A 23,753-nucleotide genomic window follows, 5' to 3' on the forward strand; every position below is an offset into this window, starting at 1 on the left:
AAAAGGGGCTTGTATATACGCACAAGCCCCTTTTACCGCCTTGTAATTAACGACGAATTTCTTTAATTCTCGCTGCTTTACCGCGCAGTTCACGAAGATAATAAAGCTTCGCACGACGCACTTTACCACGGCGAGCCACTTCGATTTTATCGATTTTAGGCGAGTTGATTGGGAAAGTTCTTTCCACACCAACACCGTAAGAAATTTTACGAACGGTAAAAGTCTCACTGATTCCGCCACCGCGACGTTTAATTACTACACCTTCAAACAACTGGATACGCTCACGAGTTCCCTCGATAACCTTAACGTGTACTTTTAAAGTATCACCAGGACGAAAGCTCGGAATATCTTTACGAAGTTGTTCTTGAGTAATCGCTTGAACGATATTCATCTAGGACTCCCTCCTCTCACACAGGTGTTCTTGCATCTTCCGGAAACTCTATGTATTTCCTTCATTATCCGCAGCGGACCACCGTATTCACAACAAAAGAAATAATAACATATTTTGCTGACTGAATCAAGTGTTTTATCTTTACACCCTCATCTATAAACCCGCTCAACGCTCACTGGTCTTTAAAAAACCACTTCCAGCATGAAGATCATGCCGGAAGCGGTTAGGCTGAACTTAATTTACGTTTTCTTTCGAGTCATGCAAGCCTTTGTGGCGTTTGCCATAGTATTCCAGGATGTCGTCTACCGTTTGGAATTGAACTTCAGTATGGTTTGTTTCTTCTATTTTTGCTTCCTGTTGTTGTCGATGTTCTGTCATGACATGATGCCTCCCAGTAATCTCAAGTGTTTCTTCAGATACATATTACCCACCGAAGGAGACGATGCATCAACCATATTAAAAAAATTGACACTGAAGTATACAATACTGGGCTATGAGCCAATTCTAAAGATAGAAATTCTTGCAGCGGTTTGCGGTGCCGTTATCGATTTACTGACCGGCGATAAATTATAGAGCCCAACGGTATTACCTGCGCTTAAATTGATGACGGCAGATCCTGATACTTCGGCGTTGGTTGAATTCGAGTTCATGTTCGCCGTATTTGTCGTATTACCGTTGACAACGATTCCGAAAGTATTAGGCGCCGTCGAACCCGTTTCAAGCGAAATCTGCCAGTCAAAGTAGTAGAAGCCAGCTGTCACGATGGTCAGCGTCGTGGTACCGTTAAAGGTTACACCTTGAAGTGTGCTTGTTGAAAAAGTAACCGGCGAGTTGGTAGCCACATTTTGAGCGACTCCATTGCTGGCATAGATCACACTACCTCCCACAAGGGTTGTGGAGCCGGTTGGACCCGTCGGGCCTGCCGGACCTGTTGCACCGGTTGCTCCCGTTGCTCCTGTTACTCCTGTTGCTCCCGTTGCTCCGGTTGCACCAGTTACTCCTGTTGCTCCCGTGGCTCCTCTTTCTCCTCTTTCTCCTGTTGCTCCCGTGGCCCCCGTTGCTCCTCTTTCCCCAGTCACACCTGTGGCTCCGGTTGCCCCTGTTACTCCTGTTAGCCCTGTTACTCCAGTTGCTCCCGTTACTCCGGTTGCACCAGTTACTCCTGTTCCTCCGGTGGCTCCTGTGGCTCCCGTTGCCCCCGTTGCTCCTCTTTCTCCTGTGGCTCCGGTTGCTCCCGTGGCTCCTGTCTCTCCGGTTGCCCCCGTTACACCTGTCGCTCCCGTTTCACCTGTAGCTCCGGTAGCACCGGTTGCCCCTGTTGTCCCTGTTCCTCCCGTTACTCCCGTGACTCCCGTTGCCCCAGTTTCTCCTGTTGCCCCTGTTACCCCCGTTGCTCCTGCCTCTCCGGTTGCTCCTGTCGCTCCTGTTGCTCCTGTTACTCCTGTCGCTCCTGTTGCACCGGCTGCTCCCGTGACTCCTGTTACCCCCGTTGCTCCTGTTGCTCCCGTTGCTCCTGTTACACCTGTTGCTCCGGTTGCCCCTGTTCCTCCTGTTACTCCCGTTGCACCCGTGGCTCCTGTTACTCCTGTTGCTCCTGTCTCTCCGGTGGCTCCAGTGGCTCCTGTTGCTCCTGTTACCCCTGTTACTCCTGTGGCTCCTGTTGCACCCGTTGCTCCTGTTGCCCCTGTCGCTCCAGTTACCCCAGTTACACCTGTTGCACCTGTTGCCCCTGTTACCCCCGTTTCTCCTGTTGCCCCAGTTTCTCCTGTTGCTCCTGTTACCCCAGTTGCTCCAGTTGCTCCTGTTCCTCCTGTTGCACCAATTTCTCCTGTCGCTCCCGTTACCCCGGTTGCTCCTGTCACTCCCGTGGTTCCTGTTACCCCAGTTGCTCCCGTAGCTCCTGTTGTTCCCGTAGCTCCTGTTGTTCCCGTTGCTCCCATTGCTCCTGTCTCTCCGGTTGCTCCTCTTGCGCCTGCTGCGCCCGTTGACCCCGCTGCCCCTACCCCTCCCGTCGCTCCTCTTGCGCCTGCTGCACCCGCCACTCCTCTTACACCTACCGCTCCCGCCGCTCCTCTTGCTCCTCCTGCACCCGTCGCTCCTCTTGCGCCTGCTGCGCCCGTTGACCCCGCTGCCCCAGGAACACCCGGTACTCCTTGGGCACCTGTAGCTCCAGATTCGCCCGTCGGTCCCGTTAGATCTTGTACATTTTCAACGAAATCCTGCATCATCATACTTTGAACGCTCTCGGCACTTATTCTTGAAACAGATAACAAAGAAAACAACAACCCATTCCGATCAGTTGTCGGTATATCCAAAGTTGTTACCGTTTCTCCAAGCATATTGGTATAATTCATCAATCGATCATTCACTTGCATCGGAGACGCGCCTTCCACCAGTGATGCTATTACGTTCTGGGACGCTGTCTGCGGAGCTTCCCGCTGCGCTGCAGAAGCGCCCAAACGGGATACTTGTTGATTGATATCTTCAAAAACAACTCCTAATCTATTCGCGGATTCCATCCCTGGATTCGTCACTGCGTCCGCAATATATAACGGGAGATTATCGACCAAGTTGTGTAATGGAATCAAATCCATTCTTTCTTGTGCATAACCCCATCTGTTGAGCGAACTGCTAATTTCGAGAACGGATGATCTAATCAATCTTCCTATTCCAATGCGCTCGGCATAAGAAAGGATAAGTACTGCAAAAAAGTTTATTCGATCTATAATTTCTCTGCTATTGTTCATATTAGAAATAACTAATACTTGTTCAGCAGCCATTCGGATAAATCGCTTTTCGCTTTTAGATAGTGACATATTGGAAGACAACAACATTTTTTGGATCCGTCGAACTTGTCTTTTTAGACGAATGAAGTTTTCATGTACCGGTTGCTCAATGAATATGCGGACAAGTGCTCTCAATTGGCGAAACGACCAAACCAGGCGACTCAACCAAAGCTCTCTTAACCTCGTTCGCCTGGGCGCTATTTTTCGTGAAGGCGTGCACTTCAATTTGCCGCGATTTCCTCTCCGTGGGGAATCCAATATGCTTCACTCCTCGTTCTGCTTCTCTACGACTCAGCAAACACCCATATCTGCAGATTATTCACTGGGCGAACAATAGGTTCGAAATCTTACAGTTGAGCCGCAACAAAAAAAGAGAAGGCCCATTTACGAGAAGCCCTCTCTTTTCGTCATCCAAGTTATTCGTTTCATTTTGCCTTGCCGCTTTGGGCACGTAATTTCTCAAGATACGCCGTATCCTGTTTCGAAAGCTCCAGTCCCTCCAATAATTCAGGGCGTCTTTCCCATGTTCGTTTAAGCGCTTGTTCACGGCGCCATACATCGATATTCGCATGATGACCGCTTAGCAAAATATCCGGCACTTTCCAGCCGCGGAACTCCGCCGGACGTGTATAGTGCGGGTATTCCAGCAGGCCCGTACTGAATGAATCCGTCACCGCCGAGGTTTCATTCCCAAGTACACCCGGCAGCAATCGGACGACGGAATCGATGACCACCATGGCCGGCAGCTCTCCGCCGGTAAGCACGTAATCTCCGATGGATAACTCATCCGTCACGAGAAACTCGCGGATTCGTTCATCGTAACCTTCGTAATGCCCGCATATAAACACCAGATGCTCTTCTTGAGACAGCTCTTCCGCCTTCTTCTGCGTAAAAGTCTCTCCTTGCGGGCACATCAGAATGACTCGCGGAGGCTTGGCTGGGCCGGTGATATCCGCCGAAATCTCTCCGGCAGGATGAACTCCCTCCCCATGATTCGAAATCTCATTCGGATCCGAAGCGAGGATGTCCTCTACCGCAGCAAAAATCGGGTCCGGTTTTAACACCATTCCGCCACCCCCGCCATATGGCGTATCATCGACCTGCCCATGCTTGTTCCCGGCATACTGGCGGAAGTTGATGGCATTCAGGTTCACGATTTCTTTCTCAGCCGCTTTACCCAGAATACTCGAATGGAACACGCCATCAAACATTTCGGGAAACAGCGTCAACACATCAATCCGCATGGACTATAACAACCCTTCCATAAGATGCACGCGGACTAGCTTCGATTCCTTGTCGACATCCAGTACGACATCCGGTATGGCCGGGAGTAGAATTTCTTTTCCCTTAGGCGTTTTGACAACCCATACGTCATTGGCGCCTGGCGTCAAAATCTCGGAAATCGTGCCAAGCTCCTCAGCCGGTTCCTCATCCGTCATCACCTTGCAACCAATGATCTCGTGGAAATAGTACTCGTTCTCCGGAAGCTCCTCCTGAAGATCCTCGGTGATTTTCAGCAGCGAGCCCTTATATTTTTCAGCCTCGTTAATCCCATGAAGCTCCTTGAATTTCAGGACATACATGTTTTTATGAAAGCGGGATGTTTCGACCGTTACTTCAATCATATTCCCTTTGTCGGGAACGATATACAGCTTGCTCTTCGCGGCAAAACGCTGGTCGGCAAAATCCGTATGCGGCATGACCTTAACTTCGCCGCGAATGCCGTGCGTGTTCACGATTTTGCCTACGGTATACAACTTTTCAGACATGGTCTTCCTCCTGCATCACTTAATGAACGTTCTAAGCTGGTATGACCGGCTGATTTCTTCAGCATGTACGAAAAAGGGCTAGGACATGCATCCTAACCCCCTTTCGTATATTTTAAGAAATGATATCAACGGTCACCCGTTTATCCATTTTAACTGCCGCCGATGTAACGACTGTACGCAATGATTTGGCGATACGCCCTTGTTTGCCTATGACCTTCCCGACATCGTCAGGATGCACGTACAGTTCATATACAATCAAGTGCTCCTTCTCAACGGTTTTCACAGTCACATCTTCTGGATGATCCACTAAAGCCTTAGCAATAACGCGAACTAATTCTTCCATAGATAACCCTCGCGATCAGTCTTATTTCTGATGCTTCAGCTCATGAAACTTCTTCATTACGCCCGCTTTGCTAAGCAAGTTGCGAACCGTGTCAGATGCTTGCGCACCATTTTGAAGCCAGTTCAGTGCTTTCTCTTCATCGATCTTAACTTCAGCCGGTTGAGCAACCGGATTGTAATAACCGATTTCCTCGATAAAACGGCCGTCACGTGGGGAACGGGAATCAGAAACCACCACGCGGTAGAAAGGAGCCTTGTGAGCACCCATGCGTTTCAGACGAATACGTACTGCCATTTGAAAATTCACCTCCTTCAAAAAATGTCCATTCGATATAACCGGGGCTTAACGGAACGGAAACTTCATGCCTTTTCCGCCGGTCAGGCCCTTCAGCTGCTTCAAGGCCTTGTTCTTGCCGCCTTTAGGACCCATCATATCCGAGAACTGTTTCATCACGCGGCGCATTTCGTCAAACTGCTTGATGAGCCGGTTCACTTCAGCCAGCGAGGTTCCGCTGCCGGCCGCAATCCGTTTACGACGGTTGTGATTGATAATGTCAGGCTGCTGCTTCTCCGCCGTTGTCATGGAGTGGACGATAGCCTCAATGCGTCCCATCTGCTTCTCGTCAACCTTGAGATCCTTGGCTTGCTTCATCTTGCCCATGCCTGGAATCATATCCATCAGCTGATCCAGAGGACCGAGCTTCTTCACCTGATCCATCTGCTCCAGGAAATCCTCAAACGTAAATTCGGCATTGCGCATTTTACGTTCCATTTCCTTGGCCTTGTCCGCATCAATGTTCGATTGTGCTTTCTCGATAAGAGACAGCATATCGCCCATGCCGAGGATCCGCGATGCCATCCGTTCCGGATGGAACGGCTCGAGCGCATCAATCTTCTCCCCGAGCGCCGCAAATTTAATCGGACATCCGGTAACGGCCTTAACCGAGAGGGCAGCACCGCCTCGGGTGTCACCGTCCAGCTTTGTCAGCACGACGCCCGTGAGCGTCAGCTGCTGGTTGAAGCTTTCCGCGACATTCACCGCATCCTGACCCGTCATCGCATCAACGACAAGCAGGACTTCATCAGGATTCACCACGCTGTGGATCTGCTTCAATTCTTCCATCAGCTCTTCATCGACATGCAGCCGGCCGGCGGTATCGATAATGACATAATCGTGGCCGTTATCTTTGGCATGCTGCAGGCCCTGCTTCGCGATTTCAACCGGGCTTGTCTTGTCTCCTAAGGAGAATACCGGCACATTGATCTGATTGCCGAGCACTTCGAGCTGCTTGATCGCAGCGGGGCGATAGATGTCGCCTGCCACGAGCAGCGGTCGGCTGTTCTGCTTCTGAAGCAGCTTAGCCAGCTTGCCCGAGGTCGTTGTCTTACCGGCACCTTGCAAACCGGCCATCATAATGACCGTCGGCGGCTTATTGCTCTTCGCCAGCTTGGCTTGGCTTCCCCCCATCAACTCCGTCAGCTCTTTGTTAACGATGTCGATGATCACCATGCCGGGCGTAAAGCTGTCCATCACTTCCTTGCCGATGGCCTTCTCTTTTACTTTGGATACGAAATCCTTAACCACTTTGAAGTTAACGTCGGCTTCCAGAAGCGCGAGTCTAACTTCACGCATGGCGGCTGTTACATCTTCTTCGGACACCTTGCCTTTACCACGAAGCTTGCTGAACACATTCTGTAGTCTGCTGGTCAATCCTTCAAACGCCATATCCGCCACCTCCGTTCATACTTAATCCCATACTTTCAATCGTTCGACCATATCGGTCATTACATGCTTATCTTGTTCGTCCAGGTCGCTAGTCTCCACCATTTCCCGGAACTTATCCAACTCTCGGACACGCGCCTCATGCTTGCTCAGGAGTCCCAGCTTCTCTTCATAAGACTCGAGCACCTGCTCTGCGCGCTTAATATGCTCATAGACGGCCTGACGACTAATCTCAAATTCGCCGGCGATTTCACCTAGGGAAAAATCGTCATGGAAATAATATTTCAAAAAGGTCTGCTGTTTCTCTGTCAGCAGCTGCTCATAGAAATCGAACAGCAAATTGATCCGGTTCGTCTTCTCGAGCCGATTCTCCTGACTCATTTAAGGGCACCCCCCTCGTCAAGGAAAAACACTTTACAGTTCGCTTAACGAACCTTATCATACAAAAAACGAAGAAGGATGTCAAGCCATTTCCCTTGTCATCCTTCATCATGCGCAGATAGCCGTCTTCCCAGCGGTTCAGCCGATAGGCAGAAGGTATATCAGTATCGCAAAAAAGTGGAGAATCGAGCCCGCCAGCACAAACAAATGCCAGATGGCATGATGGTACGGGAAGCCTCTCCATACATAGAAAATGGTACCCAGCGTGTACAGCACGCCGCCAAGAACTAGCAAATTCATGCCTTGAGGCGCGACTACCGCCGTTAACGGATTCCAGGCAATGACGATCAGCCAGCCCATCGCAATGTAGAAAATCGTGGAGAGGAACAGAAACTTTTTGACAAAAAACGCTTTAAATACGACGCCGAACAGCGCAATGCCCCATACGATTCCGAAGAGACTCCAGCCCAGCGGCCCCCGGATGGCGACCAACAGGAACGGCGTATAGGTCCCCGCGATAAACAAATAAATGGAAGAGTGGTCCATAAACTCAAAGAAATCCTTGGCTTTCCCGTCCCTCAAGCCGTGAACGAGCGTTGAGCTCAAGTATAGAAGAAGCATCGTGGATCCGTAGATCGTAAAGCTCACAACATGCCAGGCTGTGCCCTTCAAGCTTGAAAAAACGATCAGGAGCACCAGCGCGGCAACGCTTAGCGCGGCTCCTATGCCATGCGTTATTGCGTTCGCTATCTCTTCTCTGCGCGGATAAGTGTAAGTATTGGCCATAACAGGTATCCTTTCGCTCTGAAATCTTATAGAGGTTGTTCAAAAAGTCATCTTTTGATCACGAAGCAGCACATGAAGCGACTTTTTGAACCCAACTTATACTTCATTATAAGCTCTGCCTGCATGCAAAATCCAGCGGACGCCCATATCAGCTTCTTTGCGGTAGGAACGAGCTCCGAACGCAACAAGTACCTTCTTGGAATTCGCGAACCTTCACTCTCCCTCGTTTTATATGAAAAGACAGGACCGAAACGTCATATTGAAGGCAATATATGGAATTTAATAGATTCGTTCCGGCCAGGGGAAAGCCTGTAGAAATCAACCATTTTTCAGCGATTCGGCGCATTCGTCCAATTCTATGAAGCTAGCATTGCATATATTATCCGGAGTACAAAGAAAGGAGGAAACCTCTTGGCTGTCATCATTTATCCGAGAACGATGAACTGGTCGTACATGAAACAGAGACCGCAGCAGCTTATGGCGCAATTGGGCTCGCTTGGTCATCAGGTTTTCTTCGAAAACCTGGCCCCGCTCGATAAGGAGTTCAAAGAAATTGAACCGAATGTGTATCTGTTCACCGATACCAAAACGTTTCTGCACAAAAAGCTGCCTGCCCTCCGCAAAGAACATCCCATTGTCGTCTGGACCACCTGGTCTAAGCTCCGGACGCGCATTTCCACGCTTTTCAAGCCCGATATTACGATCTACGACTGCTGTGACGAATTTCCGCATTGGGCTAAATATGAACCGAAAATGATTGATGAGGCGGACCATGTCGTGTGTACCGCAGAGGTGATCCACACCCGGTTGTCCTTGGCTTATCCGGATAAACCGCTCACCCTGATCCCGAATGGAGCTGACTCTTCATTTTTTCATATTCCATTCAGCGAAAGACCCGCCGATCTCCCTCCGGGTCCTGTTGTTGCTTATATCGGAGCCTGGGCATATTGGGTGGATCATGAGCTGTTCGCTAAGGCCGCCCTTCGGTTTCCGAACGTCCAATTCGTTTCCATTGGTGCTCCTTACGGCAGCTCCGGCGATTATTCGAAGCTACCGAACGTGCATATTCTCGGGGAAAAGCCGCACCAGGAGCTGAAGCGTTACCTTACTCATATCGACGTTGCGTTGATTCCCTTCCAATACCATCCGATTACGCTCGCTACCAATCCGGTCAAAGCATACGAGTATATGGCTTCCGGCGTCCGGGTGCTGTCGACGGCGCTGCCGGAATGCATTGCCATGGAGCCGCACGTCACCACAGCGACGACCCATGATGATTTCTTGGGCAAGCTGGAAGCCATGCTGGATCTCCCCGATTCAGCAGAGCACAAGCTCGCCCGCATAGCCTACGCCAGAGAGAACCGCTGGGTTGAACGCGGATTGAAAGCCGATCAAGTCATCCGGCAAGCCATCATGGACAAAAGCATGAATGCCCAGTGATCCCTTACGCCACGATCCGTACGCAGCCGTTCGGCTATAGGTCCACCGATGCCGCATCTTATCGTGAGCGGGTCATTCAGGAAGTATCAGGGACAGACCGCGAGTGGATTTTATGGAGCTGCAGCTTGTCGTTTACCCATCGAGGATCGTCGGCTCTGGTCCCAATGCCGCTTCATATACCGGCCCATGTCGTCTGTATATGTATGAGCGGTGCCCCGATCTATTGGAGAAGAGCCTGGCTGCTTGCTGCCCTCGCCCGCTGGAATGACAAGCTTCCCGCTGCCAGATTTCTGCCTTATGATCTCCTGCCAGTCGATTCCAGCCTAACGTTACATCTGAAAGCTGCGCATTACCCACCGTATCAGAAGGAGCTGGAGTATATTCTCCCCGTACTGTCTGCAACACGGAGGCAAGATAGCGCCGCTGGCCCCGAAGGGGCTTTATCTTCCAAACCGCCTCAGCAGCCAGAAGTCTCCATTCTCATGAGCATTTATAACATGAAGGACACTTTAGGCTGGAGCATTCGTTCCGTATTGGCGCAAACGAACGAAAACTGGGAGCTCTTAATCGGCGATGACGGCTCGGAGGACGAAAGTCTGAAGGAAGCCTGCGCTTTTCATGACGGTCGAATACGGGTGATAACACAATCGCGTAACCGAGGAAAGGCGATCATGATGAATCGCCTGCTTACGGAAGCAAAAGGTCACTATATTCTGGAATTGGATGGGGATGATTGGCTGGCACCCGAAACGGTTGCTCTCCTATCCGAGGCGCTTGACAAAAATCCGGACGGGCTGATCGCCACGGGCAGATACGGATGCTGGGAACGAACCCGGCAGCTCGGTCCGTTATGGAGAAGGAATGTTGACTCCGGCAAGCTATATTCGATATACTCTCCGTCCTTCGATCGATCGCATGAACACGACCACCCGCTCGTTCCCCGAATGTACCGCAAATCTTCCCTGGTCGCCGTTGACGGCTGGTGGAATCGCGAGGATCGTTTCGGACGCATCTTCGAAGATATCGATGTGACCGCACGCGTTCTTAAACAAAGTTCGCCGATCTGCGTGGATGCGCTGTTGTATCATCGCGTCGTTTATGGCGGCAGCACCAGCCAACGAAGCCGCAGCCTCTACGAAGCCTGGTATCAGCAAACCATGCAGGGTTAGCGATTGAAAAGGAGGTGATACGTCATGCATATTGCCGCTTCCGGCTACTATGGAATGGGAAACTTCGGCGATGATTTGTTTCTTCACACCCTTCGACAAGTATTCCACGAACACCACGTCTATCCTTGGAATTCCCGACTGGATCCCCGTCAGACGGATGCCTTTATCATCGGCGGTGGCGATTTGATTACCCCTTACTCGTTCAATTCGTATTACTTCCCTCCGCAGCTCAAAGGACAGCCTACCTGGGTTTACGGCGTCGGCATCGTCGATGCCTACCCGGAACACACCTGGCCTGAAGAGCAGGTATCCGCCTACCGGGAGATGATCTCCCAGGCAAAACGCGCGGTGTTCCGGGATGAACGATCGTCGGCCATCGCCAAGCGGGCTGGCTTTCACCGAAACGTCGAAACGGCCCCAGATATGGTATTCGGCTACCGTCAGCCCGACATCCCGGTAAAACGATTCTCGAAGCGTCCAACGATTGGCGTTGTTGTGTTTTCCTATGAATCGTTCCCAATGGATAATATGACCAAATTGCTGGGTCATCTTGTCGCAGCAGGCTATCATACCGTCCTTATTCCGGTCATTCATCATCCGGGGAACGCGTATTCCGATTACAACACATGCCTGCAGTTACAGCAGAAGGTAAGGGAGCTAACGCCCGGCGCTTCCATTGAAACGCTGCCTTTTCTCATGGATATTGAGCTCACCTACAGTTTCATACAATCCGTGGACTATCTGATCTCGTTCAAGCTTCATCCTTCGCTGGCCGCTTTACGCGGAGGCAAACCCGTACTGGCGCTCAGCACCATGGGCAAAGTGCACAGCCTGCTGAGCTCTTTTCATCTCGGGCAATACTTTACGGATTACCGTCAGCCGCTTGATGCGCTGGTGGATAGAACCGAGAGCTTCCTTAAATACGGCCCTGGTCACGTGCAGCAGATGATGCCGCTGATCCGGGCAGCCGAGAAAAAAAGCACAGCCTCGCTCCTCGATTTAAAGAATCACATCGAAGAGCACAACCGTTGGTAATACAGAAAGGAGAATGAGTATGTGTTGCTTCCTGTTCTGCAGAAAGCTTGCCGGACGAGTAAAAAAACTAACGCGGCAGGTCGAGCTTCTAAGCCAGGAAACCAGTCAATTAACCGTTAGGGTGGAATCGCTGGAGAGCCAGGTGCTCACGGGGCTAACCATTAATCCGGAACTGACTCAGTATTTCGAAGTCCGCACCGGTCAACAGGTTAGAGTAAGCACAACGTTTGTCACCTTGGAGGGGATCGTATTGGCCACCGCCGAAGACGGCGTTCAGCTTCGTGAAGCATCCGGTGACCTTGTGCTGATTCCATTCGCCAATATTACTTCCGTTCAGTAATCCCGCTTAGGGATGCTGAAGATCAGCTCCAAACTTTCATTTACGGCAAGGAGGTTAACCGATATGCGCTACGTGGATTGGCTTCAAGGATTTATCGGCTCGGAAACCGAAGTAACCGTGTCGGGAGATGTCATCATCGGCACGCTGAACAAAGTGGGCGAGGGAACCATCACCTTAAAAGTACCGCCGATCATCTATGGCCCGCCAACCGATACCGCCATCATCCCGCTTCGCTCGATTGAATTCGTTCGAATCGTCTCTTCATAAGAATATGTATGCATGGCTCTTGGACCGAACAGAACATGAAAAAGGACCGAAAGTATATCTTTCGGTCCTTTTGTATACCTGCTCGTTTTCGCTAGACAAGGGTCTAGTCTTGTTGTTCTTCAGCATTCTCTTCTTCTTTAATCAAACCCGCAAAGAGAGCATGCACAAACTGCTCCGAATCGAAGGTCTGCAGATCACCCATCTTCTCCCCCAAGCCCACCAGCTTCACCGGCAAATTCAGCTCTTGACGGATCGCGATGACGATTCCGCCCTTAGCCGTACCATCGAGCTTGGTTAACACGAGGCCGGTCACGCCGCTCTTCTCGCCGAACAGCTTCGCCTGGCTCAGCGCATTCTGTCCCGTCGTCGCGTCAAGGACCATCAGCACCTCGTGCGGGGCACTTGGAATTTCGCGTTGAATGACGCGGAAGATTTTGTTCAGCTCTTCCATCAGATTCGTTTTGTTCTGAAGGCGTCCCGCCGTATCGCAGAGCAGGACATCCGCCTGCCGCTGCTTGGCGGCTTGAACCGCATCAAACATGACGGCCGCCGGGTCTGAGCCGGGCTGCTGTTTAATGACTTCAACGCCAACCCGCTCCCCCCATACCTCCAGCTGCTCGATCGCACCGGCCCGGAAGGTGTCTCCCGCTGCGAGCAAAACCTTCTTGCCCTCCTGCTTGTAACGATGCGCCAGCTTGCCAATCGTTGTTGTTTTGCCGACTCCGTTAACGCCCACGAACAAGATGACCGTAATCCCGTCCGGATTCTCCCGCAGCTCGTTGCTGCTGTCATCCCGGAGAAGTCCCATCAGCTTCTCGGACAATACCGGCTGCAAATCGGCAGCGTCCTCGATCCGCCGTTTTTTCACCTCGGCACGAAGATCGTCCATCAGATCCATCACCGTATTGACGCCGACGTCAGCGCCAATCAGAATCTCTTCCAATTCCTCGTAGAACTCCTCATCGATCTTTTTCCGGCGAATCACCAGGTCCGATACTTTCTCGATAAACCCCTTCCGGGTTTTCTCCAATCCGTCGCGGAACTGTTTTGTTACGTTTTCCGTTTTGCTGGAAATGCTCTCTTTTAACCTCTTAAAAAAGCTCATACGTTCCCTCCATGTCGTTTATGTTAAAGTACGTGTTCAAAAAGGTCGGTTTTCAGCACCAAGAAGGTTGGATGAAGCTAGGGACTGAGGAGTGGAGCGTACGTTTTTGGTACGTGAGCACCGGAAGGCCCGGCTGAATTCAAGATTCGATGCCGAGTGCCTTCCTGATTCACTTCGTGATCAAAAACGGGCTTTTTGAACAACCTCTTAAATTAGGCAATCTCCGCTTCCTCATTCTCAAGCTTGACCGATACCAGCTTCGACACGCCGCCTTCCTCCATCGTGACGCCGTACAGCACGTCCGCCTCTTCCATCGTTCCTTTGCGGTGGGTGACCACAATAAACTGCGTTTGTTCAGAGAATTCGCGCAGATACTGGGCAAATCGTACCACGTTCGCTTCATCTAGCGCCGCTTCGACTTCATCAAGCACGCAGAACGGAACCGGCTTCACCTGCAAAATGGCAAACAACAGCGCCATAGCCGTTAATGCACGTTCTCCGCCGGAGAGCAGCTGCAGATTCTGCAGCTTCTTGCCTGGAGGCTGGGCGACGATATCGATCCCCGTCTCAAGCAATCGTTCCGGATCGATCAGGATCAGGTCGGCTCGTCCTCCTCCGAACAGCTTCGTAAACACCGTGCCGAACTCGCGCCGGATGGCATCGAAGGTCTGCTTGAAGCGCTTGGACATTTCATCGTCCATTTCCTTAATGACTTGGTAGAGCGTCGTTTTCGCTTCTACCAGATCCGCCTTCTGCTCGCTCAGGAAGAGGTATCTCTCATTGACGCGCTGGTATTCTTCAATGGCCCCGAGGTTGACGTCCCCCAGGGAAGTGATGGACCGTTTCAAATCACGAACTTCGTTCTGAGCGGCCGTGATGTCTTCCGGAATCGGATACCGCTGCTTGGCAAGCTCGTAGCTCAGCTCATAGTCCTCGCTTAACTTCTTTAATATATTTTCAAGCTCGACATCGAGCCGGTTTACCCCAATCTCGGTCTGGCGCAGCTGATCATCCACGGACCGCAGCTGGGTGCGCTGTTCCTTGGTTTCGCTCTCTTCCAGCTCCAGCTTCCGGCTTAGCGCGCTGCGTGCCGCCCTTTTGAATTCGAGCTGCTGCGTGGCTTCTTCCTTCTTCAGCTTGTACTGGTTCAGATCCTCGATCTGCTTGACGCTCTCGCTTTCGTTCTGACTTAGGTCCGCTTGAACGGAGGCCAGCATTGTGCGGTTCTGCTTCTGTTCCTTCTCATGATTGTCAACATCCGATTGCAGGCGTTTCAGCTGCTCCTCAAGCGAGAAGGTTTCCTGATCCAGCTTTCCTTCGCGAACCTTGAGGGTTGTCAGCTGGCTCTGAAGCTCTTCCTTGGCCGATTCATTTGCTTTTCGGGCAAACTCTGCCGCTTGGATGGCCAGATGGGTGGACTTCTCTTCTTCCTCCAGCTCAGACAGCAGCTTCTGCGCGCGTTCACGGCTTTGCTGAATTTCCTTGGCTTCCTTCTCTTGACTGCTCTTCTCTTCGCCTGCCAGCTCGGCTTGCTCGAGGACGTGCCGCAGCTCATGTTCAAGCTGCTTGCGGTCGCCCGCAGCCTGCTGTTCCTCGATCCGTTTGTCGTCTCCGGCTTTGCGAAGCTCGTCCAGCTTATCTTGAGATTCAACCATTTGATTCCGAACGCCTTCAATGCCCTGCTGGAGCTTCTCCAGCTGCTTCTCGGTTTCCGAAATTTCCTGATCGAGCTGCTCCAGCTGCCGTTTGCGTCCCAGCAGGCTGCTTGTCTTTTTATGCTGACTGCCGCCTGTCATGGAGCCGCCTGCATTGACGACGTCCCCCTCTAGGGTGACAACGCGGAATCGATAGGAGAATCGCGCCGCGATTTTATTCGCTTGCTCCAGGGTCTCGGCGATAACGACATTGCCAAGCAGACTGCCGACGATGTTGCTGTATCTGGAATCATACTTCACCAGCTCGGAGCCAAACCCTACGAACCCGGCCTCCCCTTCCGCCAAGTGCCGGTCGGATGCCGATACGTTCCTTGGACGAATAACGTCCAAAGGCAGAAATGTCGCACGGCCTAACTGGCGCTGTTTCAGGAAGGAAATCGCCTGCCTCGACACGGATTCGTTCTCCATGACGATATGCTGAACCGACGCGCCAAGGGCGGTCTCCATCGCAAGCTCTAGCTTTTCCGGCACGCGAATAAGCTCGGCCACCGCACCATGGACGCCATGGAGCACGGATTTGCGCGAAGCCTTCAGCACTTCCTTAACGCCCAGCATAAATCCGTCAAAATCGTCCTGAAGCTCTTTCATGGTATCGCGCCGTGATATTTGCGCTTCCCGCTTCTGCTCCCATTTCCGAAGGGCTCCCTGCGTCTCCTCCTGCAGTTTCTGCAGGGACTGATACCGCTCGCTTTCGCTGATGTAACCGCTGCGAAGGGCCGCAATTTCTTTGCCGAAACGTTCAATGCTTCGATCGATGCTATCTTTGCGACGAAGCAGATCTTCTTTCAGGGCTTCCCATTTGCCGGATTCCTCCTGCGCCCGGTTCATCCGCCGGTCGAGCGCTTCCTGCTGCTGGTCCGCATACCGGATTTCATTCCGCGCCTGCGCCATTTGGTTCATAAGCTCCAGCAAATTCCCCTTCAAGCTCTCTTCCTGCTGCTGGCTAATACCGCCGGTTACGCCAACCAGCTTCGCTTCTTCTGCCGACAGCTGATCCCGAACCAGGGTAAGCTCCTGCTGCAGATCCTGCAGCTTGCTCTTCATTCTCGCGAGCTCGCCTACACGCTCTTCCAGACGATGTTCGCCCGAGTGCAAGCTTTCTTCCAGCTGCTCGCGCGTACGTTCCAGGTTGCGGCGGCGTTCCTTGAGCACCTCGCCATAACCCTCGCTCTTCTCGAACAGCTCACTGAATTGAAGCAGCTGACTTTGCAGATCCTCAACTTCCTGCTCCAGCTGGCGAAGGGCCGATCGGTCACTCTCCAGCTTGGCATCATGCGCGGATACTACGGTGGATAAGGCAAGCTGCTCTTCCTTCAGCTGTTCAAGCTTGGCATTAGCCTCGCTCCATGAGGTATGTATCTGTTCGATCTGATACACATACAGCGAAATTTCCTTGTGCTTCAGCTCCTCCCGGAGCTCCTTGTAGCGAATCGCCTTCTCGGACTGCTCTTTGAGCGGTCCGATCTGATCCTCCAGCTCGGTGACCAAATCATGGATGCGAAGCAGATTTTGCTCCGTTTCATCCAGCTTGCGCACAGACTCTTTTTTACGAGACTTATATTTAACGATCCCGGAAGCTTCCTCAAAAATCCCCCGGCGATCTTCTGATCGTGTACTCAGAATTTCCTCAATGCGGCCTTGTCCAATGATGGAATAGGCTTCTTTGCCGATCCCGGTGTCCATGAACAGCTCCGTAATATCCTTCAACCGGCAGGACTGCCTGTTAATGAAATACTCGCTGTCCCCGCTGCGGTGCACCCGTCTGGTTACGGTCACCTCGTTAAAATCCAGCGGCAGCACATGGTCCTCATTGTCCAGCGTAAGGGAAACCTCCCCATAGTTGACCGCTTTACGCGCATCGCTTCCGGCAAAGATAATGTCCTCCATCTTGCCTCCGCGGAGGGATTTAGCGCTTTGCTCGCCAAGCACCCAGCGGATCCCGTCGGAAATATTGCTCTTGCCGCTGCCATTCGGACCTACAACGGCCGTGATTCCCCGGACAAACTCCATCTCCGTCTTGTCGGCAAACGATTTAAATCCTGCTAACTCGATCCGTTTCAAAAACATATTCGAACTATCACCTCTCCTGCTATTGTACCACAAGTAGAATCGGCTTCACCGCCGTCTTTGGACGAGGCCCATCAACGTTATAAGCAGCTGTCCCCTTTAACAAAAGACAGACAACGAAAAGAGCAAAAAACAGTCATCCTATCCGGGTCCGGTTATCCGCTTGACTGCTCTTTGCTCTTTGTTTGTCATCACATCAGCGAAGCTTTAGGCATCCGCACGTTTCAGCTGCTTTAAGGCTACCGCCGCTGCCTGCTGCTCGGCTTCTTTCTTGGATCTGCCGCTTCCGCGTCCAAGACATTCGCTTCCCATGTATACCTCCGAGACAAACTCCCGCTCATGCGCCGGTCCTCGCTCTTCTACGATACGATATTCCAGTGCGCCCATGCCGTGATGCTGGGTCAGTTCCTGAAGCTCGGTCTTATAATCGCTCATCTGCGGTCGACCGTTGACGGTCACCGTAGGGAAGACGTGGTCGCTCAAAAACCGGCGAACCGCTTCCAATCCCTGATCCAAATAAAGCGCCCCCACAAATGATTCGAATACGTCCGCAAGAAGTGCCGGGCGGGTTCGACCGCCCGTCATTTCCTCTCCTTTGCCTAGCAGAACGTATCGTCCAAAGTCCAGACTTACAGCAAATTGCACCAGGGAGGGCTCGCATACGATAGCGGCCCGCAGCTTGGTTAATTCGCCTTCCGGACGGTCCGGAAAAAGGTTGTACAAGAATTCGCTGACCGTCAGTTCCAGAACGGCGTCTCCGAGAAATTCAAGTCGCTCGTTGTCCTGGCTCTGACTGAAGCGATGCTCGTTTACATAAGATGCGTGGGTAAAGGCCTGCTTCAGCAGCATTGCATTGCGAAACTGGATTTGAAGTTTATGCTGTAACTGCTTCAGATCTCCACTCAACACACTGTCCCCTTACTCGGCGTATTTTTTCAGGATAATCGTGGCATTATGCCCGCCAAACCCGAACGAATTGGACATCACGACATCCAAATCGGCTTTACGCGGGTGATTCGGCACGTAATCCAGATCGCACTCCGGATCCTGATCCTCCAGGTTAATCGTCGGTGCAATGGTCTGGTTCTTCAAGCTCAATCCGCAGATAACCGCCTCGACACCGCCGGCGGCCCCAAGCAAATGACCTGTCATCGACTTGGTCGAGCTCACGGCCACTTTGTATGCATGGTCGCCAAGAGCCATCTTGACGGCCTTCGTTTCCGAGCGGTCACCCACCGGCGTAGAAGTCCCGTGAGCATTAATGTAATCCACGTCTTCCGGCGCAATGCCTGCGTCGCGGATCGCCATCTTCATGCAGCGGGCTGCCCCGTCCGGATCCGGCTCGGTAATGTGATGGGCATCGGCGCTAAGGCCGTAACCAACCACCTCGGCGTAGATCTTGGCTCCGCGTTTCAACGCGTGCTCAAGGGATTCGATGACGAGCACGCCGGCACCTTCACCCATGACAAAACCGTCGCGGCCGGTATCGAATGGCCGGCTGGCCTTCTCCGGCTCGTCATTGCGGGTCGACATTGCGCGCATAGCGCAGAAACCAGCCATCCCCGTCGGACGAATGGTCGCCTCCGCCCCGCCGCAGATCATGACGTCGGCATCGCCGCGCTGAATCAGGCGATAGGAATCGCCGATCGAATGCGTTCCGGTAGCACAAGCCGTCACTTGGGTGGTGTTCGGCCCTTTGGCTCCCAGATTGATGGACATTTGGCCTGAGGCCATGTTGGCGATCATCATCGGAATAAAGAAGGGGCTTACACGTTTCGGGCCTTTTTCCAGCAGGATGTTATGCTGATCCTCCCAGGTTCCCAAACCGCCGATACCCGATCCGATGGAAACGCCGACCCGCTCTGCATCGGCATTCACGCCGATATCAAGACCGCTATCCTCCAGCGCCTTCGAACCAGCCGCCACAGCTAGCTGCACAAATCGGTCCATCTTGCGGGCTTCCTTGCGGTCCATGTAATCCTCCGGGTTGAAATCCTTCATGGACGCAGCGATCTGCGTGGTGTAATCACTCACGTCAAACGCTTCGATTCGGGATACGCCGGACTTGCCTTCCATCAAACTGTTCCAGAATGTATCAAGATCTTGACCAAGCGAGGTCATGACTCCCATTCCTGTTACAACGACTCTTTGTTTCAAACAGACTCACCTCTATGTGGACTGCCCGTCCATCTATGAAACCGCAAGGACTCAAGATGAACCAAGGCAGTAATAATCTATCACTTGTTAGAACTAAAGCTTTGATTGAATGTGGAGAAGTCCCGCCTTGCTAAAGAACGGGACTTAACTGTAATGACTTAGGTATGAGATTGTATGTAGTTTACAACTTCACCTACGGTCGTAATTTTCTCCGCATCTTCATCAGAGATCTCCATATCAAACTCATCTTCCAACTCCATCACCAATTCAACTACATCGAGAGAATCAGCTCCAAGGTCGTCTTTGAAAGATGCTTCTAATGTTACGTCGGCTTCGTCAACACCCAGGCGGTCGATAACGATGCGTTTTACGCGTTCCAATACATCGGACATCCGGCTCACCTCCTCTTGGTCATTATACGAGATATGACTTCAAATTGCCATAGAAGGCATTTGAAAACGATTTAGCGCCCGGCGCGTCAAGCGCCGGAACAGCAGCGGCTCTACATGTACATGCCGCCATCCACATGCAGCACCTGTCCAGTCATATAAGACGCGCTGGAAGATGCTAGAAAAGTCACCACGCCGGCAATCTCTTCCGGCTGGCCAAGACGGGCCAGCGGAATTCCGCCAAGCAGGCCTTCGCGCATGTCCTCGGGAAGTTCACGGGTCATGTCGGTATCGATAAATCCTGGCGCTACCGCATTTACCGTAATGCCACGGGAAGCCAGCTCCCTCGCGGCTGATTTGGTCAGACCGATGACGCCGGCTTTGGCCGCGACATAATTGGCCTGTCCCGGATTGCCAAGCGCTCCGACAACGGAGGATATGTTGATAATGCGTCCATAGCGCTGCTTCATCATGGGACGCGTCACCGCTTTGAGGCAATTGAATACCCCTTTCAGATTCGTTTCGATCACCTGATCGAACTCCTCTTCCTTCATGCGCATGATTAGATTATCTCTAGTAATCCCCGCATTATTCACCAAGATATCAATTCGACCAAAAGTCTCTAACACCTGCTTAACCATCGCATCGGCTTCCTCGGTCCGTCCGACGTTGGATTTAACCGCGATCGCCGAAACGCCCTTTGCGCGAATCGCCTCCACAACCTCGGTTGCGGCCGCTTCGCTTCCTGCATAATTGACAGCAACGTTCGCGCCCAGATCGGCAAGTGCGAGGGCAATGCTCCGGCCGATTCCTCGGGAAGCACCCGTAACAAGCGCAGTCTGTCCTTTTAGAGCTTCACTCATACCTGTTCCTCCTTTCCAGAGTGATCCGGTTGGCATCAAAAGCTGTTTAAACAACCGTCTCCAAATTATTGACGCTCTCCAGACTATTCACATTCATGACTTTGACGGATTTATCAATTTTCTTGATCAAACCGCTGAGAACGCTGCCGGGACCAATCTCAACGAAGGTGTCCACGCCTTGAGCGATCATCCACTCCACGCTGTCATGCCACAGCACAGGGGAATAGACCTGCTCCACCAGCAAACCGCGGATGGCAGCCGCATCTTCCACCGGACGCGCCGTCACGTTGGCAACCACCGGTACGGAAGGTGCGTTGAATGAAGCCTGCTCCAGTTTGCCGGCCAGACGCTCAGCCGCCTCCTTCATTAAGGAAGAATGGAAGGGGCCGCTGACTTCCAGCGGGATGGCCCGCTTGCCGCCGGCTTCCTTGACTCTTTCTGCAGCAGCTGCAACGCCTTGAGCCGAACCGGAGATGACGATTTGCCCCGGGCAGTTCATGTTCGCAAGCTCTACGACATGCCCCTCTGCCGATATGCCCTTGCACAGCTCGGCCAGGGCCTCCCGGTCTGCGCCGAGAACGGCTGCCATGGCGCCTTGTCCTCCGGGAACGGCAGCTTCCATGTATTCGCCGCGTGCTCTAACGATCGACACGGCTTCTTCGAACGAGAGCACGCCTGCGCACACAAGCGCACTGTACTCGCCCAGGGAATGGCCAGCAACGTAATCCGGCACGATTCCTTTGCCGCGAACGGCTTCCAGATAAGCCATGCTGGTTGCGAGCAGAGCCGGCTGCGTGTTGACGGTTTGCTTCAAATCTTCATCAGGGCCATTAAAAATAATGGAGCTGAGCGGAAATCCAAGCTGAGCATCCGCGGTTAGAAATAAATCGCGTGCGGAAGGAACCGCATCATAGGCGTCTTTTCCCATTCCGACGGACTGAGCGCCCTGACCCGGAAATATAAATGCTGTTTTACCCAAAATCGTTGGCTCCCTTCTCTTCTTTCACTAGTCCTGTTAAATCCATTCGGTTTACCAGATGAGTACGGAGGAACCCCATGTCAATCCGCCGCCAAAACCAACCATCAGCACCTTGTCCCCTTCTTTCAGGCGGCCGGACTCCTGGGCTTCCACGAGCGCCAGCGGCACGGAAGCGGCCGAGGTGTTGGCATACTTGTCAACATTGATGACGACCTTCTCCTCCGGAAGCTCCAATCGCTCCATGGCCGACTTGATAATCCGGATGTTCGCTTGATGAGGAACGAATAAATCAATATCTTTCTTGTCGATGCCTGCTTTGGATAAGACGGCTTCCGTGGCAGTGCCCATGACCCGCACCGCAAACTTGAACACTTCGCGGCCGTTCATGTAAATGTAGTGTTTGTTGGTGTTAATCGTTTCAGCAGACGCCGGCAATCTCGAGCCGCCTGCCTCGATATACAGATGGGCCCCGCCCGCGCCTTCCGCGCCCAGATCAAAGGCCTGGAATCCGCGGCCTTCCGGCACTTCGCCGACGATCGCCGCTCCGGCGCCGTCACCGAACAGGACGCAGGTGTTGCGGTCGGTATAGTCGGTAATCCGGGACAAGCAGTCCACCCCGATGACCAGGGCGTTGTTGTACATGCCCGTTTTCACGAAGTTGGTGGCAGTGGCCAGGCCGTATACAAATCCCGAGCAGGCCGCGGACAGGTCAAATGCCGCTGCTTTCTTGGCTCCAAGCCGATCCTGGAGCAAACAAGCGGTCGATGGAAAGAACATATCCGGCGTAATGGTCGCCACAATAATCAATTCCAGATCCTCAGCCTGCATGCCGGCGGATTTCAACGCATTCACAGCAGCGTGATAAGCCAAATCCGAAGTCGCTTCGTTCGGCGCGGCAATATGCCGCTCGCGGATTCCCGTCATCGAGACGATCCATTCGTCGCTAGTATCTACCATTTTCTCTAAATCGCTATTGGATAAAATCTTTTCAGGCACGTATTTGCCTGTGCCAATAATACCGACCGGACGCAAATTGTTCATTTCCTCACTCACTTCCCGCTGATTTCATTCGAAATACTCTCTACCAACCGGTTCTGCAGCGCCGTACGCGCTTGACGAACCCCATTCTTGATGGCGTTCGCATCCGACGAACCGTGGCTCTTGACAACCAGGCCGCCCAGACCAAGCAGCGGCGCACCGCCGTGCTCCTTATAATCGAGCGTCGATTTCAAGCTGCGAAGCTCCGGCATCATCAACGCGGCCGCCATCTTGGTCTTAAGGGACTTGCCGAACTGCTCCTTCAACAGCGAAAAGAGTGCACCGGCTGTTCCTTCAATCGATTTTAACAGAATATTGCCCGAGAACCCGTCGCAAACGAGCACGTCGCAAACGCCGTTCATGACATCGCGCGACTCCACATTGCCAACAAAATGAATAGGCAATTCCTCAAGCAACGGATATGCGTGCTTCGTCAATTCATTGCCCTTGCCCGGCTCGGTACCGACATTTAACAGCCCGACGCGAGGTTTGGCGATACCGTGCACTTTCTCGCGATACAGGCTGCCCATCAGCGCATACTGCTGTAAATGCTCCGGCTTCGAGTCCATATTCGCTCCGAGGTCCAAGGCGAGCATCCCCTTGCCGTCGAGCGTCGGAATCATAGGGGCCAGCGCAGGGCGCTCAATCCCTTTCATCCTGCCCACGACGAGCAATCCGGTCGTCATGAGCGCCCCCGTGTTGCCCGCCGAGATCATGGCATCCGCTTCGCCTTCCCGAATCATCCGCCCAGCCACAACCATCGACGCATCCTTCTTCCGGCGCACGGCCTTAACGGGCTCATCCTCCGCTTCGATGACTTCGCTCGCATGAACCACCTTCAGATTGGACGGCTTGTCCTTCAGAAGGGCTCCAATCCGGGCCTCATCCCCGACGAGGATGATCTCGGTGTCGCTCCATTCCCGTGCGGCAATCAGCGCGCCGTCGACGTTGCTCTGGGGGGCATTGTCCCCGCCCATCGCATCAACCACAATTCTCATGCCAAATTTCCCC

Annotated in this window: 24 protein-coding genes and 1 pseudogene; 5 read left to right on the forward strand and 20 right to left on the reverse strand. The window is 52.6% G+C overall.

Translation table 11 applies throughout. The features are described from left to right. Positions 1 to 46 precede the first annotated feature (46 nt). The 11 genes and pseudogenes from rplS to trhA all read right to left on the reverse strand — a co-directional run bounded on the left by rplS (position 47) and on the right by trhA (position 8,178). Positions 47 to 391 (reverse strand): 50S ribosomal protein L19, encoded by a 345-nt coding sequence (gene rplS / locus RB297_RS09620; RefSeq protein ID WP_015736355.1) that lies wholly within the window; start codon positions 389 to 391, stop codon positions 47 to 49. A 234-nt stretch (positions 392 to 625) separates the two neighbouring features. After that, complete coding sequence (locus tag RB297_RS09625) at positions 626 to 769, reverse strand: hypothetical protein (protein WP_176502426.1); 144 nt, start codon at positions 767 to 769, stop codon at positions 626 to 628. Positions 770 to 882: 113 nt separating this feature from the next. Beyond that, positions 883 to 2,979 carry a hypothetical protein gene (locus RB297_RS09630; RefSeq protein WP_375120603.1) on the reverse strand — a complete coding sequence of 699 codons (2,097 nt, stop codon included), beginning with the start codon at positions 2,977 to 2,979 and terminating at the stop codon, positions 883 to 885. A 30-nt stretch (positions 2,980 to 3,009) separates the two neighbouring features. Then, positions 3,010 to 3,435 (reverse strand): annotated as a pseudogene (locus tag RB297_RS09635) (collagen-like repeat preface domain-containing protein); the annotation flags it as partial. A gap of 167 nt (positions 3,436 to 3,602) precedes the next feature. Further along, positions 3,603 to 4,421: a tRNA (guanosine(37)-N1)-methyltransferase TrmD gene (gene trmD, locus RB297_RS09640; RefSeq protein ID WP_277746403.1), complete on the reverse strand. Its 819-nt coding sequence runs from the start codon at positions 4,419 to 4,421 to the stop codon at positions 3,603 to 3,605. Between the two features lie 3 nt (positions 4,422 to 4,424). Beyond that, entirely contained in the window at positions 4,425 to 4,946 is a 522-nt protein-coding gene (gene rimM, locus RB297_RS09645; protein WP_096776716.1) for a ribosome maturation factor RimM, read from the reverse strand. Between the two features lie 112 nt (positions 4,947 to 5,058). Further along, a complete protein-coding gene (locus RB297_RS09650; RefSeq protein WP_006211360.1) occupies positions 5,059 to 5,289 on the reverse strand; it encodes a KH domain-containing protein in 231 nt (76 codons plus the stop codon). Between the two features lie 21 nt (positions 5,290 to 5,310). Continuing rightward, a complete protein-coding gene (gene rpsP / locus RB297_RS09655) occupies positions 5,311 to 5,583 on the reverse strand; it encodes a 30S ribosomal protein S16 (protein WP_006211361.1) in 273 nt (90 codons plus the stop codon). 48 nt (positions 5,584 to 5,631) lie between these two features. Further along, a complete protein-coding gene (gene ffh, locus RB297_RS09660) occupies positions 5,632 to 7,014 on the reverse strand; it encodes a signal recognition particle protein (RefSeq protein WP_009594989.1) in 1,383 nt (460 codons plus the stop codon). A gap of 21 nt (positions 7,015 to 7,035) precedes the next feature. Continuing rightward, positions 7,036 to 7,392, reverse strand: coding sequence for a putative DNA-binding protein (locus RB297_RS09665; protein WP_096776717.1), 357 nt, complete (start codon positions 7,390 to 7,392; stop codon positions 7,036 to 7,038). Between the two features lie 138 nt (positions 7,393 to 7,530). Then, positions 7,531 to 8,178, reverse strand: coding sequence for a PAQR family membrane homeostasis protein TrhA (gene trhA / locus RB297_RS09670; protein WP_015736361.1), 648 nt, complete (start codon positions 8,176 to 8,178; stop codon positions 7,531 to 7,533). Positions 8,179 to 8,589: 411 nt separating this feature from the next. Between trhA and RB297_RS09675 the strand changes: the two genes are divergently transcribed. The 5 genes from RB297_RS09675 to RB297_RS09695 all read left to right on the forward strand — a co-directional run bounded on the left by RB297_RS09675 (position 8,590) and on the right by RB297_RS09695 (position 12,429). Beyond that, positions 8,590 to 9,618 (forward strand): glycosyltransferase, encoded by a 1,029-nt coding sequence (locus RB297_RS09675; RefSeq protein ID WP_096776718.1) that lies wholly within the window; start codon positions 8,590 to 8,592, stop codon positions 9,616 to 9,618. After that, positions 9,615 to 10,787, forward strand: coding sequence for a glycosyltransferase family 2 protein (locus tag RB297_RS09680; RefSeq protein ID WP_375120321.1), 1,173 nt, complete (start codon positions 9,615 to 9,617; stop codon positions 10,785 to 10,787). Before RB297_RS09675 ends, RB297_RS09680 begins: the two co-directional genes overlap by 4 nt. A gap of 24 nt (positions 10,788 to 10,811) precedes the next feature. Further along, positions 10,812 to 11,822: a polysaccharide pyruvyl transferase family protein gene (locus tag RB297_RS09685; RefSeq protein ID WP_375120322.1), complete on the forward strand. Its 1,011-nt coding sequence runs from the start codon at positions 10,812 to 10,814 to the stop codon at positions 11,820 to 11,822. A 13-nt stretch (positions 11,823 to 11,835) separates the two neighbouring features. Next, on the forward strand, positions 11,836 to 12,162 hold the full coding sequence (locus RB297_RS09690; RefSeq protein ID WP_249732758.1) for a hypothetical protein: 327 nt from the start codon (positions 11,836 to 11,838) through the stop codon (positions 12,160 to 12,162). A 63-nt stretch (positions 12,163 to 12,225) separates the two neighbouring features. Next, positions 12,226 to 12,429 (forward strand): hypothetical protein, encoded by a 204-nt coding sequence (locus tag RB297_RS09695; RefSeq protein WP_015736366.1) that lies wholly within the window; start codon positions 12,226 to 12,228, stop codon positions 12,427 to 12,429. Between the two features lie 103 nt (positions 12,430 to 12,532). On the opposite strand, the gene ftsY is transcribed toward RB297_RS09695, so the two are convergent. From ftsY to plsX, 9 genes are all read right to left on the reverse strand, one after another. Beyond that, complete coding sequence (gene ftsY / locus RB297_RS09700; RefSeq protein ID WP_213579211.1) at positions 12,533 to 13,534, reverse strand: signal recognition particle-docking protein FtsY; 1,002 nt, start codon at positions 13,532 to 13,534, stop codon at positions 12,533 to 12,535. 212 nt (positions 13,535 to 13,746) lie between these two features. Further along, complete coding sequence (gene smc / locus RB297_RS09705) at positions 13,747 to 17,316, reverse strand: chromosome segregation protein SMC (protein WP_375120323.1); 3,570 nt, start codon at positions 17,314 to 17,316, stop codon at positions 13,747 to 13,749. Between the two features lie 207 nt (positions 17,317 to 17,523). Further along, the gene (gene rnc / locus RB297_RS09710; protein ID WP_036663972.1) at positions 17,524 to 18,222 is read right to left on the reverse strand and encodes a ribonuclease III; all 699 of its coding nucleotides are present in this window, start codon (positions 18,220 to 18,222) and stop codon (positions 17,524 to 17,526) included. A gap of 12 nt (positions 18,223 to 18,234) precedes the next feature. Beyond that, entirely contained in the window at positions 18,235 to 19,473 is a 1,239-nt protein-coding gene (gene fabF, locus RB297_RS09715) for a beta-ketoacyl-ACP synthase II (protein ID WP_015736369.1), read from the reverse strand. Positions 19,474 to 19,631: 158 nt separating this feature from the next. After that, complete coding sequence (acpP, locus tag RB297_RS09720; protein ID WP_006211375.1) at positions 19,632 to 19,865, reverse strand: acyl carrier protein; 234 nt, start codon at positions 19,863 to 19,865, stop codon at positions 19,632 to 19,634. Positions 19,866 to 19,975: 110 nt separating this feature from the next. Further along, positions 19,976 to 20,725, reverse strand: a complete 750-nt coding sequence (gene fabG, locus RB297_RS09725) for a 3-oxoacyl-[acyl-carrier-protein] reductase (protein ID WP_009594984.1) — start codon at positions 20,723 to 20,725, stop codon at positions 19,976 to 19,978. Between the two features lie 46 nt (positions 20,726 to 20,771). Continuing rightward, positions 20,772 to 21,704 (reverse strand): ACP S-malonyltransferase, encoded by a 933-nt coding sequence (fabD, locus tag RB297_RS09730; RefSeq protein ID WP_192571254.1) that lies wholly within the window; start codon positions 21,702 to 21,704, stop codon positions 20,772 to 20,774. A 51-nt stretch (positions 21,705 to 21,755) separates the two neighbouring features. After that, a complete protein-coding gene (locus RB297_RS09735; RefSeq protein WP_009594985.1) occupies positions 21,756 to 22,745 on the reverse strand; it encodes a beta-ketoacyl-ACP synthase III in 990 nt (329 codons plus the stop codon). Between the two features lie 8 nt (positions 22,746 to 22,753). Beyond that, entirely contained in the window at positions 22,754 to 23,740 is a 987-nt protein-coding gene (gene plsX / locus RB297_RS09740) for a phosphate acyltransferase PlsX (RefSeq protein ID WP_015736372.1), read from the reverse strand. Positions 23,741 to 23,753: the final 13 nt, after the last annotated feature.

Origin of the sequence: Paenibacillus sp. CR_12, from assembly GCF_041953985.1 — a bacterium.
Lineage (GTDB): Bacteria > Bacillota > Bacilli > Paenibacillales > Paenibacillaceae > Paenibacillus_AQ > Paenibacillus_AQ lautus_A.

Bases quoted from the DNA above. Each gene is read 5' to 3' on its own strand.
- rplS (WP_015736355.1), bottom strand. From the start codon at position 391: ATGAATATCGTTCAAGCGATTACTCAAGAACAACTTCGTAAAGATATT.
- RB297_RS09625 (WP_176502426.1), bottom strand. From the start codon at position 769: ATGACAGAACATCGACAACAACAGGAAGCAAAAATAGAAGAAACAAAC.
- trmD (WP_277746403.1), bottom strand. From the start codon at position 4,421: ATGCGGATTGATGTGTTGACGCTGTTTCCCGAAATGTTTGATGGCGTG.
- rimM (WP_096776716.1), bottom strand. From the start codon at position 4,946: ATGTCTGAAAAGTTGTATACCGTAGGCAAAATCGTGAACACGCACGGC.
- RB297_RS09650 (WP_006211360.1), bottom strand. From the start codon at position 5,289: ATGGAAGAATTAGTTCGCGTTATTGCTAAGGCTTTAGTGGATCATCCA.
- rpsP (WP_006211361.1), bottom strand. From the start codon at position 5,583: ATGGCAGTACGTATTCGTCTGAAACGCATGGGTGCTCACAAGGCTCCT.
- ffh (WP_009594989.1), bottom strand. From the start codon at position 7,014: ATGGCGTTTGAAGGATTGACCAGCAGACTACAGAATGTGTTCAGCAAG.
- RB297_RS09665 (WP_096776717.1), bottom strand. From the start codon at position 7,392: ATGAGTCAGGAGAATCGGCTCGAGAAGACGAACCGGATCAATTTGCTG.
- trhA (WP_015736361.1), bottom strand. From the start codon at position 8,178: ATGGCCAATACTTACACTTATCCGCGCAGAGAAGAGATAGCGAACGCA.
- RB297_RS09685 (WP_375120322.1), top strand. From the start codon at position 10,812: ATGCATATTGCCGCTTCCGGCTACTATGGAATGGGAAACTTCGGCGAT.
- RB297_RS09690 (WP_249732758.1), top strand. From the start codon at position 11,836: ATGAGTATGTGTTGCTTCCTGTTCTGCAGAAAGCTTGCCGGACGAGTA.
- RB297_RS09695 (WP_015736366.1), top strand. From the start codon at position 12,226: ATGCGCTACGTGGATTGGCTTCAAGGATTTATCGGCTCGGAAACCGAA.
- ftsY (WP_213579211.1), bottom strand. From the start codon at position 13,534: ATGAGCTTTTTTAAGAGGTTAAAAGAGAGCATTTCCAGCAAAACGGAA.
- smc (WP_375120323.1), bottom strand. From the start codon at position 17,316: ATGTTTTTGAAACGGATCGAGTTAGCAGGATTTAAATCGTTTGCCGAC.
- acpP (WP_006211375.1), bottom strand. From the start codon at position 19,865: ATGTCCGATGTATTGGAACGCGTAAAACGCATCGTTATCGACCGCCTG.
- fabG (WP_009594984.1), bottom strand. From the start codon at position 20,725: ATGAGTGAAGCTCTAAAAGGACAGACTGCGCTTGTTACGGGTGCTTCC.
- RB297_RS09735 (WP_009594985.1), bottom strand. From the start codon at position 22,745: ATGAACAATTTGCGTCCGGTCGGTATTATTGGCACAGGCAAATACGTG.
- plsX (WP_015736372.1), bottom strand. From the start codon at position 23,740: ATGAGAATTGTGGTTGATGCGATGGGCGGGGACAATGCCCCCCAGAGC.